Annotated in this window: 12 protein-coding genes, 1 tRNA gene and 3 pseudogenes; 4 read left to right on the top strand and 12 right to left on the bottom strand. The window is 70.3% G+C overall.

Going from position 1 to position 18,102, the window contains the following annotated elements; translation table 11 throughout:
• The 5 genes and pseudogenes from ACTWQJ_RS25210 to sucC all read right to left on the bottom strand — a co-directional run.
• Window positions 1-250: pseudogene (locus ACTWQJ_RS25210) on the bottom strand (hypothetical protein); the annotation flags it as partial.
• A 163-nt stretch (window positions 251-413) separates the two neighbouring features.
• A tRNA-Leu gene (locus ACTWQJ_RS25205) sits at window positions 414-501 on the bottom strand.
• A 185-nt stretch (window positions 502-686) separates the two neighbouring features.
• Window positions 687-2,228 carry an aldehyde dehydrogenase family protein gene (locus tag ACTWQJ_RS25200; RefSeq protein WP_443308852.1) on the bottom strand — a complete coding sequence of 514 codons (1,542 nt, stop codon included), beginning with the start codon at window positions 2,226-2,228 and terminating at the stop codon, window positions 687-689.
• 150 nt (window positions 2,229-2,378) lie between these two features.
• Window positions 2,379-3,263 (bottom strand): annotated as a pseudogene (gene sucD, locus ACTWQJ_RS25195) (succinate--CoA ligase subunit alpha).
• An 11-nt stretch (window positions 3,264-3,274) separates the two neighbouring features.
• Complete coding sequence (gene sucC / locus ACTWQJ_RS25190) at window positions 3,275-4,405, bottom strand: ADP-forming succinate--CoA ligase subunit beta (protein ID WP_443308851.1); 1,131 nt, start codon at window positions 4,403-4,405, stop codon at window positions 3,275-3,277.
• Window positions 4,406-4,549: 144 nt separating this feature from the next.
• Between sucC and ACTWQJ_RS25185 the strand changes: the two genes are divergently transcribed.
• The 4 genes from ACTWQJ_RS25185 to ACTWQJ_RS25170 all read left to right on the top strand — a co-directional run bounded on the left by ACTWQJ_RS25185 (window position 4,550) and on the right by ACTWQJ_RS25170 (window position 11,130).
• Window positions 4,550-6,232 (top strand): thiamine pyrophosphate-binding protein, encoded by a 1,683-nt coding sequence (locus ACTWQJ_RS25185; RefSeq protein ID WP_443308850.1) that lies wholly within the window; start codon window positions 4,550-4,552, stop codon window positions 6,230-6,232.
• Window positions 6,233-6,241: 9 nt separating this feature from the next.
• Window positions 6,242-7,474 carry a formyl-CoA transferase gene (gene frc, locus ACTWQJ_RS25180; RefSeq protein WP_443308849.1) on the top strand — a complete coding sequence of 411 codons (1,233 nt, stop codon included), beginning with the start codon at window positions 6,242-6,244 and terminating at the stop codon, window positions 7,472-7,474.
• A gap of 4 nt (window positions 7,475-7,478) precedes the next feature.
• Window positions 7,479-9,623 (top strand): acetate--CoA ligase family protein, encoded by a 2,145-nt coding sequence (locus ACTWQJ_RS25175; protein ID WP_443308854.1) that lies wholly within the window; start codon window positions 7,479-7,481, stop codon window positions 9,621-9,623.
• A 121-nt stretch (window positions 9,624-9,744) separates the two neighbouring features.
• Entirely contained in the window at window positions 9,745-11,130 is a 1,386-nt protein-coding gene (locus ACTWQJ_RS25170; protein ID WP_443308848.1) for an OFA family MFS transporter, read from the top strand.
• 126 nt (window positions 11,131-11,256) lie between these two features.
• On the opposite strand, the gene ACTWQJ_RS25165 is transcribed toward ACTWQJ_RS25170, so the two are convergent.
• The 7 genes and pseudogenes from ACTWQJ_RS25165 to ACTWQJ_RS25135 all read right to left on the bottom strand — a co-directional run.
• A complete protein-coding gene (locus ACTWQJ_RS25165; protein WP_443308847.1) occupies window positions 11,257-12,456 on the bottom strand; it encodes a sugar phosphate isomerase/epimerase family protein in 1,200 nt (399 codons plus the stop codon).
• A 115-nt stretch (window positions 12,457-12,571) separates the two neighbouring features.
• Window positions 12,572-13,954, bottom strand: a complete 1,383-nt coding sequence (locus tag ACTWQJ_RS25160; RefSeq protein ID WP_443308846.1) for a nucleotide pyrophosphatase/phosphodiesterase family protein — start codon at window positions 13,952-13,954, stop codon at window positions 12,572-12,574.
• A gap of 2 nt (window positions 13,955-13,956) precedes the next feature.
• Window positions 13,957-15,150, bottom strand: a complete 1,194-nt coding sequence (gene eboE, locus ACTWQJ_RS25155; RefSeq protein WP_443308845.1) for a metabolite traffic protein EboE — start codon at window positions 15,148-15,150, stop codon at window positions 13,957-13,959.
• 3 nt (window positions 15,151-15,153) lie between these two features.
• On the bottom strand, window positions 15,154-16,002 hold the full coding sequence (locus tag ACTWQJ_RS25150) for a TatD family hydrolase (protein ID WP_129800221.1): 849 nt from the start codon (window positions 16,000-16,002) through the stop codon (window positions 15,154-15,156).
• Window positions 16,002-16,709 carry an EboA domain-containing protein gene (locus ACTWQJ_RS25145; RefSeq protein ID WP_443308844.1) on the bottom strand — a complete coding sequence of 236 codons (708 nt, stop codon included), beginning with the start codon at window positions 16,707-16,709 and terminating at the stop codon, window positions 16,002-16,004. The genes ACTWQJ_RS25150 and ACTWQJ_RS25145 overlap by 1 nt, the downstream gene beginning before the upstream one ends.
• A complete protein-coding gene (locus ACTWQJ_RS25140; protein WP_443308853.1) occupies window positions 16,706-17,743 on the bottom strand; it encodes a sugar phosphate isomerase/epimerase family protein in 1,038 nt (345 codons plus the stop codon). The genes ACTWQJ_RS25145 and ACTWQJ_RS25140 overlap by 4 nt, the downstream gene beginning before the upstream one ends.
• A 56-nt stretch (window positions 17,744-17,799) precedes the next feature.
• Window positions 17,800-18,102 (bottom strand): annotated as a pseudogene (locus ACTWQJ_RS25135) (SCO3242 family prenyltransferase); the annotation flags it as partial.

Genomic DNA, 18,102 nt, shown 5'->3' with positions numbered 1-18,102 from the left:
GGAGATTGCCCAGGAACCAGGTGACGCCCTCGGCGACCATCAGCGCACCCGTGCGGTTCGCGGGCCTGCGCCACCAGGCGATCAGGCCCGCGCCCGCATACGTCCAGCCGACGGCCAGATCCCGTGTCAGGTCCCCGGCCGAACCGCCCGCCCTCGCATAGGCCCAACCGCCGATCGCTCCGGATACGACGGCTGCCGCCGCTGCCCCGCCCAGCCGGAGCCCCAGGGCGTGCTTTCTCTCCCTCTTCACGGGCCACACCGTAGGCCATCGAGGTGATGCACAAGCCCGTCGGCACCGGCCAGGGGCAGGGGCAGGGGGTGAATGCTGCCGTGACACGACGACGGCCGCTCGGGCTGTTGGTCACGCCACAGCCCGGACAAGCAAGAGACCCCTGGTGAACAGGGGTCTCAGCTGGTGTCCGAGGGGGGACTTGAACCCCCACGCCCGATAAAGGGCACTAGCACCTCAAGCTAGCGCGTCTGCCATTCCGCCACCCGGACCAGGTGTCCGCCGCCTTGCCGGGGGGTGTTCCCCGGGGCGACACGGACAACAATACCAAGGTTTCGGAGTGCCCTTCACCTGCGTTTCCGTCCCCTGAGGCGGGTGCGTCACCCCGACCGGCCGGGTCACGGCGAGTGGTCGGGGTGTCACTCTTCGGTGCAAGTTCGGCAGGCGCGACGGGTGATCACGGCATGAGGTGGTAGTCCGGGAAGTTCCCCGGCAGCCTCTCCCCCGCCGGTCCCTGCGTCACCGCACGCACGAGCAGCTCGCCGCCGACGAACGCGCCGCGCCAGGACGCCCCGAAGCCGCCGAACAGCTCGTCGCGGTCGCCACGGGAGCGGGGTTTGCCGTGGCCCACCTTGAAGGCGCGGATCTGCGGGGCGAGCCGGTCGAACGTCGCCCGGTCGTCCGTGGACAGCGTGGCGACCAGCGCGCCGTTGGACGCGTTCATCGCGGCCAGCAGCTCCGCCTCCGTGTCGACCAGGACGATGGTGTCGACCGGGCCGAAGGGTTCCGCGTGGTGCAGCGGGGAGGACGGCGGCGGATTCAGGATCGTGACCGGCTGGACGTACGCCGAGGTGTCCTGGCCGGGCAGGAAGCGCGCGTCGCTCAGCCGGCCACGGTGCAGTGGGACGGCGCCGCGGTCGATGGCCTCGGCCACCTGGTCGTGCAGCTCCTTGGCCTTGGCCGCGTTGATCACCGGCCCGAAGTCCAACGCCGGGTAGGGGTCGTCGCGCTGCTCGACCGCGAGCGGATGGCCGACCCTGAGCGTGCGGACCGCCGGGAGGTACGCCTCCAGGAACTCGTCGAACAGCGCACGCTGGACGACGAAGCGCGGGTAGGCCGTGCAGCGCTGTTTGCCGTAGTCGAAGAGCTTGGGAACGACCGCCGTGAGCGTGTCCCAGTCCGTGAAGTTCCAGATGCCCCAGGTGTTGAGTCCTTCCTGTTCGAGGATGTGCCGCTTGCCGAGGTCGGCGACGGCCGTGGCCACCGCGGCGCCGGTGTCCCGGCCGCCGACGAAGGAGACACAGCCGATCTCGGGCGCCCGCACCAGCGCCTGGGACAACTCGCCTCCGCTGCCGCTGACGAGGGTGACGGGAAGTCCCTCGCGGGCGGCGAGCGCGCAGGCCAGGGTCAGACAGGCGACACCGCCGTCGGTCGGGGTCTTGGCGATGACCGCATTGCCTGCCAGTGCCTGTACCAGCAATGCGTGAACGAGCACGCTCATCGGGTAGTTCCAGCTCGCGATGTTGGACACCGGGCCGTCCAGCGGGGCCCGGCCGGCGACCATCGGCTCGATACCGTCGACGTACCAGCGCACCCCGTCGATCGCCCGGTCGACGTCCGCCTGCGCGAGCTGCCAGGGTTTGCCGATCTCCCAGACCAGCAGCAGCGCGAGCAGTTCGCGGTGCTCGGTGAGGGCGTCCAGGGTGGCCGCGACGCGGGCCCGGCGTTCGTCGAGGGGAATGTGCCGCCAGGCGCGGTGCTGGTCGAGTGAGGCACGTACGGCCTGGTGAGCGGTGGTGCTGTCGAGTCGCGGCGGGCCCGCGACGGGGGTGCCGTCGACGGGTGTGGTGGCGGGGAGGGCCCGGCCGTCGGCCTGCCAGGCGGCGTTCCAGAGGTTGAGGACGCGGTCGTCGCGGAAGGCCTCGGGGGCGACGGCGAGGCAGCGCTGCCAGGCGTCGGCCCAGGAGGTGTCCGACTTGAGGGTGAGGGTGGGTGCCATTGGTGAGCTCCGCTCTCGGTGCACAGTCGGGGCGGGAGATGCATGGCTGGTCCGGTGCACGGCTCGCACTGCCGTGCGGGGACGTCGTAGGGGGAAGCTAGTGATGCGACGGGATGCGCGACAGTCACCTCTCGACAACTATGAGTGACGTCACTCTGTGCCCGCCAGCGTGGCCTGCACCAGACGGGCCGTCTCCGTCGGTGTGCTCCCCACCCTCACCCCGACCGCCTCCAACGCTTCTTGCTTCGCCTACGCTGTTCCGGAGGACCGGGACACGAGGGCGCCCACGTGCCCCATGGTCTTACCCTCGGGGGCGTTGAGGCCGGTGATGGAGCCGACGACCGGCTTGGTGACGTGCTCGAGGATGTATGCGGCGGCGCGTTCCTCCGCGTCGCCGCCGATCTCCCCGATCAGCACGATCAGGTCGGTTTCCGGGTCGTCCTGGAAGGCGGCCAGGCAGTCGATGTGCGTGGTGCCGACGACCGGGTCGCCGCCGATGCCGACGCAGGTCGAGAAGCCGATGTCACGGAGTTCGTACATGAGTTGGTACGTCAGCGTCCCGGACTTCGACACCAGGCCGATGCGGCCGGGCTTGGTGATGTCGGCCGGGATGATGCCCGCGTTGGACTGACCGGGGCTGATCAGGCCGGGGCAGTTGGGGCCGATGATGCGCGTGCCCTTCGATCGCGCGTACGCCGTGAAGGCGACCGAGTCGTGCACCGGGATGCCCTCGGTGATGACGACCGCGAGGCCGATACCCGCGTCCGCGGCCTCGACGACGGCCGCCTTGGCGAAGGCGGGCGGTACGAAGACGACCGTGACGTCGGCTCCGGTCGCGTCCATGCCCGCGCGGACCGAGCCGAAGACGGGCACGGCACGGTTGTCGAAGTCGACCGTGCGGCCCGCCTTGCGCGGGTTGACCCCGCCGACGACATTCGTGCCGGCCGCGAGCATGCGCCGGGTGTGCTTCATGCCCTCGCCGCCGGTCATGCCCTGGACGAGGACCTTGCTCTCCTTGGTGAGATAGATCGCCATGTCCCGTCTCCTTAGGCTGCGTTGGCGAGCTCGGCCGCCTTGCGTGCGGCGCCGTCCATGGTGGTGGCCTGCTGGACCAGCGGATGCGCCCGTTCGTCGAGGATCACGCGGCCGCGTGCGGCGTTGTTGCCGTCCAGGCGGACGACCAGGGGTTTGGTCAACTGGACCGTGTCCAGGGCCTGCACGATGCCGTCGGCGACCGCGTCGCAGGCGGTGATGCCGCCGAAGACGTTGACGAACACCGACTTCACGGCCGGGTCGGAGAGGATGACGGTCAGACCGTCGGCCATGATCTGGGCGGAGGCTCCGCCCCCGATGTCGAGGAAGTTGGCGGGGCGGGCGCCGCAGCCGGCGACCACGTCGAGGGTCGACATCACCAGTCCGGCGCCGTTGCCGATGATGCCGACCTCGCCGTCGAGCTTGACGTAGTTGAGGCCCTTCGCGGCGGCCACCGCCTCCAGCGGATCGTCGTGCTCCGCCCCCTCGGCGCCCCACCGGGCCTGCCGGAAGCGGGCGTTGTCGTCCAGGGTGACCTTGCCGTCGAGAGCCAGGATCTGGCCCTGCCGGGTACGCACGAGCGGGTTGACCTCGACGAGGAGGGCGTCCTCGCGGATCAGTACCTCCCACAGCCGTACGAGCACGTCGACGGTCTGCGGCGGCAGTCCGGCCGCCGCGGCGATCTCACCTGCCTTCGCCGAGGTGACGCCCTGGGCCGGGTCGATGTGCACGCGCGCCACGGCATCGGGCCGGGTGGCGGCGACCTCCTCGATGTCCATGCCGCCCTCCGCGGAGGCGATGGCGAGGAAGCCGCCCGCTGCCCGGTCGAGGACGTAGGAGACGTAGAACTCGGTTTCGATGTCGACGGGTTGGGCCAGCATGACCTTGCCGACCGTGTTGCCCTTGATGTCCATTCCGAGGATCTGTCGTGCCGTCAGTTCCGCGGCGGCCGGGTCGGCGGCGAGCTTCACTCCGCCTGCCTTGCCCCGGCCACCCGTCTTGACCTGGGCCTTGACGACGACCCGGCCACCGAGTCGGCGGGCGATCTCGCGCGCCTCCTTGGGCGAGTCGGTGACTTCGGCCCGCGGCACCAAGATGCCGTGTTCCTCGAAGAGTTCCCTTGCCTGGTGCTCGTACAGGTCCATCTCGGCTCCTGTCTGGAAAGTGCCGCACGCCCCCTGGACACCACCCACCGGATGCGGGATAACAAGCTTCATACAGTATTCGTCGACTGTATGCAATGTACCGCGAGAGCGTGCCAACCCCCTATGAAGGGACAGGACTTCGCCATGCCCGACGACACCCAGGACGTGATCTCCGGCGGTCACCTCGTCGCCAAGGCCCTCAAAGCCGAGGGGGTGGATCGCATCTACACCCTGTGCGGCGGCCACATCATCGACATCTACGACGGCTGCGTCGACGAGGGCATCGAAGTCGTCGACGTCCGCCACGAGCAGGTCGCCGCACACGCCGCCGACGGTTACGCCCGCATCACCGGCAAGCCGGGCTGCGCGGTCGTCACCGCCGGCCCGGGGACGACCGACGCCGTCACCGGAGTCGCCAACGCCTTCCGCGCCGAGTCCCCGATGCTGCTGATCGGCGGTCAAGGGGCCCTCACCCAGCACAAGATGGGCTCCCTGCAGGACCTACCGCACGTCGACATGATGACGCCGATCACCAAGTTCGCGGCGGCCGTTCCGGACACGGCGCGCGCGGCGGACATGGTGTCGATGGCGTTCCGCGAGTGCTACCACGGCGCGCCCGGCCCCTCCTTCCTGGAGATCCCGCGCGACGTCCTCGATGCGAAGGTGCCGGTGTCCAAGGCGCGCGTACCGAAGCCCGGCGCCTACCGCGCCTCCACCCGCTCGGCCGGCGATCCCGAGGCGATCGAGAAGCTCGCCGACCTCCTCGTGCACGCCGAGAAGCCCGCGATCCTGCTGGGCAGCCAGGTGTGGACGACCCGCGGCACCGAGGCGGCCATCGAGCTGGTGCGCACACTCAACGTCCCGGCGTACATGAACGGCGCCGGACGCGGCACCCTCCCGCCCGGCGACCCGCACCACTTCCAGCTGTCACGCCGCTACGCCTTCTCCAATGCCGACGTCATCGTCATCGTCGGCACGCCCTTCGACTTCCGTATGGGCTACGGCAAGCGGCTGTCGCCGGACGCGACCGTCGTACAGATCGACCTCGACTACCGGACCGTCGGCAAGAACCGGGACATCGACCTGGGGATCGTCGGCGACGCGGGGCTGGTGCTGAAGTCGGTGACCGAGGCGGCCTCCGGGCGCGTCAACGGGGGTGCGTCGAAGCGCAAGGAGTGGCTCGACGAGCTGCGCGCCGCCGAGCAGACCGCGCTGGAGAAGCGGCTGCCGCAGCTGCGCTCGGACGCCTCGCCGATCCATCCGTACCGCCTGGTCAGCGAGATCAACGACTTCCTCACCGAGGACTCGATCTACATCGGCGACGGCGGCGACATCGTCACCTTCTCCGGGCAGGTCGTGCAGCCCAAGTCGCCCGGGCACTGGATGGACCCGGGCCCCCTGGGCACGCTCGGCGTCGGCGTCCCCTTCGTGCTCGCGGCCAAGCAGGCGCGGCCCGACAAGGAGGTCGTCGCCCTCTTCGGCGACGGTGCCTTCTCCCTGACCGGCTGGGACTTCGAAACCCTGGTCCGCTACAACCTCCCGTTCGTCGGCATCGTCGGCAACAACTCCTCGATGAACCAGATCCGCTACGGCCAGGCCGCCAAGTACGGCAAGGAGCGCGAGCGGGTCGGCAACACCCTCGGCGACGTCCACTACGACAAGTTCGCGCAGATGCTGGGCGGTTACGGCGAGGAGGTCCGCGACCCCGCCGACATCGGCCCCGCGCTGCGGCGCGCCCGGGAGTCCGGGAAGCCGTCGCTGATCAACGTCTGGGTCGACCCGGACGCGTACGCCCCCGGAACCATGAACCAGACCATGTACAAGTGAGGTGACCTGGTGACGACCAAGGCTCTCGAAGGCATCCGCGTCCTGGACATGACGCACGTCCAGTCCGGGCCCTCCGCAACCCAGTTGCTCGCCTGGCTCGGCGCGGACGTCGTCAAGCTGGAGGCGCCGACCGGGGACATCACGCGCAAACAGCTGCGCGACCTCCCGGACGTCGACTCCCTCTACTTCACGATGCTCAACTGCAACAAGCGGAGCATCACCCTCAACACCAAGACCGAGCGCGGCAAGGAGCTGCTCACCGAGCTGATCCGGCGCTCCGACGTCATGGTCGAGAACTTCGGACCGGGCGCGGTCGACCGCATGGGCTTCACCTGGGACCGCATCCAGGAGATCAATCCACGGATCGTCTATGCCTCCATCAAGGGGTTCGGCGAAGGCCCGTACACCAACTTCAAGGCGTACGAGGTCGTCGCGCAGGCCATGGGCGGGTCGATGTCGACCACCGGTTTCGAGGACGGGCCGCCGCTGGCGACGGGGGCCCAGATCGGGGACTCGGGCACGGGCGTGCACGCCGTGGCGGGCATCCTCGCGGCGCTGTACCAGCGGGAGCACACCGGGCGCGGGCAGCGGGTGAACGTGGCCATGCAGCACGCTGTGCTCAACCTCTGCCGGGTGAAGCTGCGCGACCAGCAGCGCCTGGCACACGGCCCGCTCGCTGAATATCCCAACGAGGACTTCGGCGACGAGGTTCCCAGGTCCGGGAACGCGTCCGGCGGCGGCCAGCCCGGCTGGGCGGTCAAGTGCGCGCCGGGCGGCCCGAACGACTACGTGTACGTCATCGTGCAGCCCGTCGGCTGGCAGCCCATCAGCGAGCTGATCGGTCGGCCCGAACTGGCCGACGATCCGGAGTGGTCGACGCCGGAGGCCCGGCTGCCCAAGCTCAACAAGATGTTCCAGCTCATCGAGGAGTGGTCCTCGACCCTGCCCAAGTGGGAGGTGCTGGAGAAGCTCAACGCGCGCAACATCCCGTGCGGGCCGATCCTGTCCACCAAGGAGATCATCGAGGACACCTCGCTGGTCGCGAACGAGATGGTCGTCCGCGTGCCGCACCCGGAACGCGGCGAGTTCGTGACCGTCGGCAGCCCGCTCAAGCTCTCCGACTCCCCGGTGGACGTGACCAGTTCGCCCTTGCTCGGCGAGCACAACGAAGAGGTCTACGTCGGCGAGCTCGGCCTCGGCGACGAGGAGCTGCGCCTGCTCAAGTCGAACGGAGTGATCTGACGTGATGGCCGAAGACCGGGTGCTCAGGGTGCGCACGCTCCTCGACGCCGTGCGCGCCGAGGGGCGCACGGCGCTGACCGCACCCGAGGGCAAGGTGATCGCCGATGCCTACGGGATCGCCGTACCGGGCGAGGAGCTGGCGACCGACGTCGACGAGGCTGTGGCGTACGCGGCGCGGTTCGGCGGGCCGGTCGTGATGAAGATCGTCTCGCCGGACATCCTGCACAAGACCGACGCCGGCGGGGTGATCGTCGGCGTCGAGGGGGCCGGTGACGTACGGGCCGCGTTCCACAAGATCATCGACAACGCGCGCGCGTACAACGCGGACGCCCGCATAGCGGGCGTGCAGGTGCAGGAGCTGCTGCCGCAGGGACAGGAAGTCATCGTCGGCGCGGTGACGGACCCGACGTTCGGGAAGGTCGTGGCCTTCGGGCTCGGCGGAGTGCTGGTCGAGGTCCTCAAGGACGTCACGTTCCGGCTCGCGCCCGTGGACGCCGACGAGGCGCTCTCCATGCTGGAGTCGATCCGGTCGGCGGAGATCCTGCGCGGGGTGCGCGGCGCGGCGGGCGTGGACCGGTGGGCGATCGCCGAGCAGATCCGCCGGGTCTCCCAACTCGTCACGGACTTCCCGGAGATCGCCGAGGTGGACCTCAACCCGGTGATCGCCACCCCCGAGGGAGCGGTCGCCGCGGACATCCGCGTGATCCTCTCCGAGGCGCCCGCGAAGCAGCGCCGCCGCTACTCGCGCGACGAAATCCTCACCTCCATGCGCCGGTTGATGCAGCCGCGCTCGGTCGCCGTGATCGGCGCCTCCAACGAGCAGGGCAAGATCGGCAACTCGGTGATGCGCAACCTCGTCGACGGCGGTTTCCCGGGAGAGATCCACCCGGTGAACCCCAAGGCCAATGACATTCTGGGCCGCAAGGCGTACAAGAGTGTCACGGACGTTCCCGGTGAGGTGGATGTGGCCGTCTTCGCCATTCCCGCCAAGTTCGTGGCCACGGCGCTGGAGGAGGTGGGGCGCAAGAAGATCCCCAACGCCGTGCTGATCCCGTCCGGGTTCGCGGAGACCGGCGAGCACGAACTCCAGGCCGAGATCGTCGAGATAGCGGAGCGGCACGGCATCCGGCTGCTCGGCCCGAACATCTACGGCTACTACTCGACCTGGCAGGACCTGTGCGCCACGTTCTGCACGCCGTACGACGTCAAGGGCGGGGTGGCGCTCACCTCGCAGTCCGGCGGCATAGGGATGGCGATCCTGGGCTTCGCCCGGACCACGAAGACCGGCGTGTCGGCGATCGTCGGACTGGGCAACAAGTCCGACCTGGACGAGGACGACCTGCTGACCTGGTTCGGCGAGGATCCGCACACCGAGTGCATCGCCATGCACCTGGAGGACCTCAAGGACGGCCGCGCGTTCGTGGAAGCCGCGCGGGAGACCGTCCCCAAGAAGCCGGTCGTGGTGCTGAAGGCGGGCCGTACAGCAGCGGGCGCGAAGGCCGCCGGCTCGCACACGGGGGCCCTCGCGGGCGACGACGCCGTGTACGACGACATCCTGCGGCAGGCCGGTGTCATCCGGGCGCCCGGGCTGAACGACATGCTGGAGTACGCGCGCGCGTTGCCGGTGCTTCCTACGCCTCAGGGTGACAACGTCGTGATCATCACCGGGGCGGGCGGCAGCGGCGTACTACTGTCCGACGCGGTGACCGACAACGGCCTGACCCTGATGGAGATCCCGCCGGACCTGGACGCGTCGTTCCGGAAGTTCATCCCGCCCTTCGGGGCCGCGGGCAACCCGGTGGACATCACCGGGGGCGAGCCGCCGTCGACGTACGAGGCGACGATCCGGCTGGGTCTGGAGGACCCTCGCATCCATGCGCTCGTCCTCGGCTACTGGCACACCATCGTCACCCCTCCGATGGTCTTCGCCGAGCTCACCGCGCGCGTGGTGGCCGATTTCCGGGAGCGCGGGATCGAGAAGCCGGTGGTGGCGTCGCTCGCCGGCGACGTCGAGGTCGAGGAGGCCTGCCAGTACCTCTACGAGCGGGGTGTCGTGGCGTACCCGTACACGACCGAGAAGCCGGTGGCCGTACTCGGCGCGAAGTACCGCTGGGCCCGGGCGGCGGGCCTGTTGGGGGGCGGCTCATGAGGTGAGCGAACAGGGAGCCGGCCGACGGTGCGCGTCGGCCGGCCCCGGGACCCGTGCGCGCATGAAAGGCAATGGACAGGGGGCGCTGGCCAGAACTTTCGACGCAAGGGGTGCAAATAACGTGACAACCACTGACGTTACGCGGGTCGCCACCTATCGGGAGGTGACCGACAAGAACGGACGCGTCTACCGCGTCGGCGAGTCCGACATCGACATCATGGGGCGCAAGCGCAAGTGGATGGTGATCCTGCCCTGGATCGGCATGATGGGCATCTCTTCCGCCGAGTACGCGTTCGCGTCCGCCGAGGACACGCTCCACGAGGCGCACCACTGGTCCAGCGGCAGCATCTACTGGATGATGACCGTCTGGATATTCTGCCAGGCCGCGGTCGCCTTTCCGGCGGGGCGGCTGCGTGAGAACGGCAAGCTGCCGGCACGCTGGGCGATGATGCTGGGCTCGGCCGGCACACTGCTCGGCTATCTGTCGCTGGCGTACGCGCCGCATGTCGTGCTCGCCTTCATCGGGTTCGGCATGTTCAGCGGCATGGGCGCGGGCATGGTGTACGCCACCTGCGTCAACATGGTCGGCAAGTGGTACCCGGAGCGCAAGGGCGGCAAGACCGGCTTCGTCAACGGCGGTTTCGCCTACGGCTCGGTGCCGTTCGTCTTCATCTTCACCGGCTTCATGGACGGCTCCAACTTCCGCTGGGTGCTGGTCTCGGTCGGTTTCTTCCTCGCCGCGGTGGTGGCTGTCGCCGGCTTCTACTTCCGGGACCCGCCGAAGAACTGGTGGCCGGCAAGCGTCGACCCGCTGAACCCGCCGGAGGACCCGCGGGCCCGGCGTTCGCTGGAGAAGAACCCCCCGGCCGACAAGCAGTACTCCCCGCTGGAGGCCTGGAAGACCGGCCGGGTGGCGCTGATGTGGTTCTGTCTCGCCTGCACCTCCGGCGTGAACATCTTCGGCATCGCCTTCCAGGTCGACATCGGTGAGGATGCGGGCTTCGCGGCCGGGATCGTGGCCACCGCGATGTCGCTGAAGGCGATCGTCAACGGCACCGGGCGCGGCGTCATCGGCTGGCTCTCCGACCTCTACGGCCGCAAGCAGTGCCTGCTCTACGTGTGCGCCATCCTGGGCCTCGCCCAGTTCGGCATCATCTGGTCGGCCGAGATCAAGAACCTGCCGCTGTTCCTGATCTTCTCCGCCATCTCCGGCTTCGGCGGCGGTGCCATCTTCCCGATGTTCGCGGCGCTGACGGCGGACTACTTCGGCGAGAACAACAACGCCACCAACTACGGGATGGTCTACAGCTCCAAGCTCGTCTCCGGTCTGGGCGCGGGTATGGGTTCCGTGGTCGTCGGCGCCTGGGGCTACAACGGCGCCTTCACCCTGGCGGGCTGCATCTCGATCTTCGCCGGCTTTGTGGCGCTGTTCCTGCACCCGCCGGGGCGGTCGAAGACCAAGCGCATCACGCCCAATCCCCAGCCACTCGGTGAGGAGATGACCTGACCCGAAGGATCCCGACGCCGCAAACCGTCCCTGCCATCGAAACCACCGAATCGGAAGCTTCCTTCGCACGGACCGGGCGGCCCCTCCCGCAGCACGCGGGAAGGGCCGCCCGGTCCGTGTTCCGGGTCAGCGCCGCTTGCGCAGGGCCGCCATGTTGTCGTAGCTGATCTTGGCCTCCCGCAGCGACTGCGCGGGGTCGGTGGCGCTCGGCGAGTTGTCGTCCTCGACCATCGGGTTGTGGTAGTTCCGCTGCCCGACCCGTGAGAAGAAGGTCGTGTAGTCGATGACGCCGGTGCCGAAGGGCACCATGTCGTAGCCCATGCCGTTGGTCGTGCTGACGACGCCGTCCTTGGCGTGGAACAGCGGATAGCGCCTGTTGTTGCGGACGACCAGGCCGGCCGGGTCGAAGACGTTCTTCTGGCTGGAGCCGTCGTGGGCGGTGTACGTGTGGAACTTGTACTGGGCGACGTGCGCCCAGAAGATGTCCATCTCCAGCCAGACAACCTTCGGGTCGGTGATCTGGAGAAAGTACTCCAGCTTCCGGATGCCCGAGCTGCGGGTCGGCCGACCCTGGTCGTCCAGCGGGCCGCCGTCGAGCAGGAAGCCGTAGGCACCGTCGTGGTTGTGGGTGTAGAGCTTGATGCCCTCGCGGTGGGCGATCGCGCCGAGGGCGTTCCACTTGTCGGCGGCCACGTCCCAGTCGGCGCGGTAGGAGCTGCCCGTGGGGTCGCCGCCGGTGCCCATGTGGTCCATGCCGAGGATGTTGGCGATCTCGAGGTGCTTCTTGAAGGTGTCCAGGTCCGCCGTGGTCAGCGGCCAGGAGGACGGGATGAAGCCGTGGTTGCCCTGGGCGCGCAGACCGTATTCGTCGAGCCAGGAGCGCAGCAGCTTGGCGCCCTCGACGGACTCCAGGCTGGCGCCGCCGGGCGCGTTGGCGTGCTGGCGGTAGCCGGCGAACTCCACCTGGCGGTAGCCGTGGCGGGCCAGCTGCTTGAACACCTCGCGGAAGCCGGAGGGCAGGTCCGTGGCGAGCGGGTCGCGGGCGGTGGCGTCACGGACGGTGTAGAGGATGATGCCGCGCTTGTGCGCCGGGACGAGGATCTGCCCGCCCTGCCCGTGGTCGTGGTCGTTGTCTCTGCCGCCGTCCTGGGCCAGGGCGGGGCCGGCGCCGAAGACGGGGGCCGCGACGGCGCCGGCCGCCACGGCGGTGCAGGTGCTGAGGAAACGGCGCCGGTCCACACCGAGGGTGCGGCGCAGTCCCTCGTCCGCGGTGTCGGCGGCGGAGGCGGTCGCCTCGGTGCGGGAGGGGTCGGAATACAGGGTCACGAGTGGCCTGCCTTCTCGGTCGTGGCCGGTTCCGGTCCCGCCGGGACCGGCCGTTGTCAGTGCCGTGTGTTTCACTCTCGGTAGTCGGATCTCGGCTGGCGCACGTGGCCGTGCGTCAGCCGAGTCCGGCGAGCCGGAGCAGGAGTTGCTTGACATCGGTGGCCGCGACGCGGTCTCCGACAGCGCGGGGGGTGGAGCAGATGAGGAGCGGACCGTCGTCGTCGCTCGCAGGGAGGCGGCCGTGGCTGCCGCGAATAGGTGAGGGGTCCAGGGGCACGACCGCCATGCGGTAGCGCATGCCGAGTTTCTTGCGCGCCAGGGCGGTGGCCGCCTTGACCTTGACGTAGGGGTCGAGGGGATCCATGAAGAGTTCGACCGGGTCGTAGCCGGGTTTGCGGTGGATCTCGACGAGCTGCGCGAAGTCGGGGGCGCGGGCGTCGTCGAGCCAGTAGTAGTACGTGAACCAGGCGTCGGGTTCGGCGACGGCGACGAGTTCGCCGGCGCGCGGATGGTCGAGGTGGTGGGTCTTCTTGCCCTCGTCGTCGAGGAGTTGCTCGATGCCGGGCAGTCCGCCGAGGGCGGCGCGGGTGGCGTCGAGGTCCTCGGGGCGGCGCACGTAGACGTGGGCGAGCTGGTGGTCGGCGACCGCGAAGGCGCGGGAGGCCATCGGGTCGAGGTACTCCATGCCGTCCTGGGTGTGCACCTCGAGGAGGCCCGCGCGGCGCAGGGCGCGGTTGATGTCCACGGGCCGGTTCACGCGGGTGATGCCGTACTCGGACAGGGCGACGACGGTACGGCCCTCGGCTCGGGCGTCGTCCAGCAGCGGGGCCATGGCGGCGTCGAGGTCGGCGGCCGCTTTCAGGGACCGCGGGTCGTCAGGGCCGAAGCGCTGCAGGTCGTAGTCGAGGTGGGGGAGGTAGCAGAGCGTCAGGTCGGGGTGCCGGGTGCGCAGGATGTGGCGGGTCGCGTCGATGATCCAGCGGCTGGAGACCAGGTCCGCGCCGGGCCCCCAGAAGTGGAAGAGCGGGAAGGTGCCGAATTTCTCGGTGAGTTCGTCGTGGAGGGCCGCGGGCCGGGTGTAGCAGTCGGGTTCCTTGCGGCCGTCGGCGTAGTAGATCGGACGGGGGGTGACGGTGATGTCGGTGTCTGCGCCCATGGCGTACCACCAGCAGATATTGGCGACCGTATAGCCGGGGTGCACGCGGCGGGCGGCGTCCCAGATCCTGTCTCCGGCGACCAGGCCGTTGTGCTGGCGCCACAGCAGGACGTCGCCGAGTTCGCGGAAGTACCAGCCGTTGCCGACGATGCCGTGCTCCGACGGCATCGTGCCGGTCAGGAACGTGGACTGGGCGGCGCAGGTGACAGCGGGCAGGACGGTGCCGAGCGAGGCGCGGGAGCCGGACCGGCCGAGGGCCTTGAGGTGCGGCATGTGGTCGAGGAGACGGGGGGTGAGGCCGACGACGTCCAGGACCAGGAGTGGGGTGGGGTCAGGGCTCATGCTCAGGGGAGCTCCTTCAGTCCGAGGTCCGTCAACAGATCGCGGGCCAGGGTGAGTTCGGCGGCGATGCCGTCGGCCAGCTGGGCCCGGGCCCGGGGCCGCTGCTCCGGCGGGAGGGCCTGCCAGGTGTAGGTCTCGACCTCGAGATGGTGGGTGAGCGGGCGCGGACCGCCGACGAGCCCGGCCAGCGCCGTCTTCAGGACGTCGAGTGTGGAGGTGAGCGGCGCGGCGGGCGCCGCGTGCAGCGGGACGTGGAAGTGGGCGCGCCAGGGGGCGCCGTCGGGAAGGGCCTCGCCCTTCAGGGCCTCGCCCAGATCGTCCGTGCCTCGGAGGCCGGCGGCGATGGGGGTCCCTCCCGCTCGAACGGAGTTGAGAGTGGGGGAGGTACGGGTCTGGTGCAGAAAGCGGGGTTCGTCGAAGGCGGCGAGGGCCTCGCGTACTTCGGGGAGATGGGGGTGTTCGGCGTGCAGGGCGGCAGAGAGCTGGGTTTTGACGATGGGGATGCCGGCTCGGGCGAGGGCGTCCAGGGCGGTGTCGGGGTCTTCGAAGGAGGTGGCGAGGTGGCAGGTGTCGACGCAGATGCCGATGCGGTCGTGGGCGATGGCGGTCAGCGGGGCTACGGCGTCGCCGGTGGTCTCGATGAGACATCCGGGTTCCGGTTCCAGGCCGACGCGGATGGAGCGTCCGGTCAGTTCCCGCAGTGCGTCGAGGCGTTCACCGAGGGTGCGCAGGGCGGTGTGGGCCGACTCGGCCCGCCGGGTGCGCCAGGCGAGCGGGAGGGTGGAGATGCTGCCCTCGGTGACGTCGTCGGGGAGGAGGCCGGCGAGCAGCCGGGCCAGGGCCGTGGTGTGGTCGAGGCGCTCGGGGTCGGTCCAGTCCGGCCTGTACACGCGGTACTTGACCTCTTCGGCGCCGAAGCCTTCGTAGGGGAAGCCGTTGAGGGTGACGACTTCCAGGCCGCGCCGGTCCAGGTCGGTGCGCAGGGCGCGCAGCGTGGACGGGTCGGTGACCAGGGCGTGGGTGGCGTCCCTGGCGAGCCACAGGCCGATGCCGAGGCGGTCGCGGCCGAGGCGGCGGCGGACGGGTTCGCAGTGGTCACGGAGCTGGGCGAGGACGCCGTCGAGGGTTTCTGCGGGGTGGACGTTGGTGCAGTAGGCGAGGTGGACCGTGGAGCCGTCGGGGTGGCGGAAGCGCATCGCTCACTCCCCTCCGCGCAGGATGGAGTTGCCCTCGTGGGTGACATCGGTCGCGGCCACGTCCAGATGCAGACGGCCGCTGAGTCCGTAGAAGGCGACGGGGTTGCGCCACAGCACCTGGTCGACGTCGTCCTCCGTGAAGCCCTCGGCCAGCATCAGATCGCCGACCTTGCGGGTCTTCAGGGGGTCGCTGCGGCCCCAGTCGGCGGCCGAGTTCACCAGCACCTGCTCGGGGCCGTAGGCACGGAGGATGGCGACCATCCGCTCCTCGTCCATCTTGGTGTCCGGATAGACGGAGAAGCCCAGCCAGCAGCCGCTGTCCCTGGCCTCCTTGACGGTGGTCTCGTTGAGGTGGTCGAGCAGGACCCGGTCCGGGGACAGAGCCGACTCCCGGACGACGTCGAGGGTGCGGCGCAGCCCGGCGAGCTTGTCGCGATGCGGGGTGTGCACGAGCGCGGGCAGCTCGTGGTCGGCGGCGAGCTGGAGCTGTGCGGCGAGGGCGGTGTCCTCGGCGGGGGTCATCGAGTCGTAGCCGATCTCGCCGACGGCCACGACCTGGTCCTTGACGAGATACCGGGGCAGTTCGTCGAGGACGGGGACGCAGCGCGGGTCGTTCGCCTCCTTGGGGTTCAGGGCGAGGGTGCAGTGGTGGGCGATGCCGTACTGGGCGGCACGGAAGGGTTCCCAGCCCAGGAGGGAGTCGAAGTAGTCGAGGAAGGTGGCGGGCGAGGTGCGGGGCTGGCCGAGCCAGAAGGAGGGCTCGACGAGCGCGCGGACGCCCGCGGCGTGCATGGCCTGGTAGTCGTCGGTGGTCCTGGACGTCATGTGGATGTGGGGGTCGAAGATGCGCATCAGGACTCCTTGCCGTGGGGGGTGTCCGAGCCGTGCGCCGGCGGCGCGGACTCGGTCAGGGCCAGGACGCGGTGCAGGTCCTCCGGTACGGGACGGCCCGCTGCGGTGCGTTCGGCGGCGTAGTCGCCGAGCATGCGGGCGAGTTCGGCGTCGGCGCCGGCGCGGCGTTCCAGGTCGGCCAGCTCGTCGATGGGCACGCCGGTGAAGAGGCACTTCAGCACGGCGTGACGCCAGTTGTGCGGGTCGAGGTGCCGGGCCGCGTAGGGGCCGACGGCGGCGGCGAGGAGGCGGGTGTCATTGGTCCGCAGGGCGTCCTCGATCAGCGGGAGGGCGTCCGGGCCGGGCACGAGGTGGGGCAGTGCGTGCAGGACGGCGCGGCGTTCCGCGGCGGTTCCCTGGCGATAGACGCGGGTGAGTGCGGCCGGGTCGGCTCGGGCGGCGTGCAGGATCAGGACGCGGGCGGCGTCGGCGTGCTCGTCACCGCAGCGGCGGCCGGCCTCGGCAAGGCGCAGCTCCCAGACGGAGATCGGGCCGTGCGTTCCAGGATGTGCGGCGGCCTCGGTGAGGGCTCGCTCGAGCCAGGCACGGGCGGGTGCAGAGAGGTGGGTGCTCAGATGGGTGTGGAGGGTTTCGAGAGGGGTGCGGGCGGGGGTCGTGTCGTTGGTTCTCGCCGCCGGGGTGGCCGGGGTGGCGTGGTGGCGGGTCATGGGGTGCTCCCTTCGGGGGTGGCGGAGGGCTCGCCGGGTGGTGCGACGGGCGCAGTGGGGGGTAGGACTGGCCCGTTGGGTGGCGTGGTGTTCGGCGGCGTGGCGTCGGGGTGTGCGGTGGAGGACGACATGGCCTGCGGGGCAACCGTGCCGGGTCGGGTCGGCGCTGCGTTGCGGAGGAACGGGAGGGAGTGTGCGGCGAAGTGGGGGCCCGCGTGCGAGTGGCGGGGCAGTTCGACGACCGTCAGGCCCTGATAGCCGGTTGCGGCGAGGGCTTCGAGGACGGGCGGGAAGTCGATGTCCCCGTCCCCGAAAGGAAGGTGCTCATGGATACCGCGGCGCATGTCCTCGATCTGGACGTGCCGCAGCCAGGGGGCCGCCGCGCGGACGCAGTCGGCCGGAGAAAGGGGTTCGAGGCACTGGCAGTGGCCGATGTCGAGGGTGAGGCCGAGAGCGGCAGGCTCGCCCAGCAGCCGACGGAGGCGGTGGAAGTCGGCGAGGGTGGCGAGGAGGTGGCCCGGTTCGGGCTCGACGGCGAGCGGGATGCCGGCGGCGGTTGCGGCGTCCAGTACGGGGGCGAGGCTCTCGGCGAGGCGTTTCCACGCCGTGTCCTCGTCCGTGCCGGCCGGGAGGGTCCCGCTGAAGCAGTGCACGGCGTGGGCGTCGAGGTCGGCGGCGACCCGGACGGCGCGGAGCAGCAGGTCGACCCGGCGGGCCCGGTTCTCGGGGTCGGGGTCCAGCAGGGAGGGGCCGTGTTTGCGGCGCGGGTCGAGCACATAGCGGGCGCCCGTTTCCACGGTGGCGGTCAGCCCGAGCGTGCCGAGGCGCTGCGCGACTCGGCGGGTGCGGGAGGCCAGGTCGGGGGCGAGCGGGTCGAGGTGCATGTGGTCGAGGGTCAGCCCGACGCCGTCGTAGCCGAGGTCGGCCAGCAGGGTGAGGGCGTCGTCGAGACGGAGGTCGGCGAGGCCGTTGGTGCCGTAGCCGAAGCGGAGAGGGGGCGGGAGGACGCCGTCCGGGTTCGGCCGCAGGCCCACGGACGTGACCAGGGCCGCGGCCGCGTCCGCGTTCGGCCCCTGGTTCGGGTTCCGGCTCACGTGATGCTCACCTTCCTCATGCCGGCCCTCCTCGCGAGCATCCGGCCGGCCGGGGCCAGGGCCGCGACCAGGAGGGACGTGGCGGCCGCGCCGGAACGGGCGGCGAGCGCGGCCTGGAGCGGGATCGTGGCCCGGATGCCGCCGCCCACGGCGCGTTGGGTGAGCGGGGGTGACGGGTTGAGCGTGGCGTGGACGTAGGGGCGGGCGGCCGTGGCGGCGTAGGCGGCACCCAGGGCGGTGGCGAGGGCGCCGGTGGCCCCGGGCGGGCGCTCGGCGGGGCTGGAACCCGGCAGGCCGGG

Origin of the sequence: Streptomyces sp. KR55, from assembly GCF_052245645.1 — a bacterium.
GTDB classification, from domain to species: Bacteria; Actinomycetota; Actinomycetes; order Streptomycetales; family Streptomycetaceae; genus Streptomyces; species Streptomyces flavusporus.
Note: the sequence above shows the minus strand (reverse complement) of the source record. Positions and strands in the feature narration are given on the sequence as shown.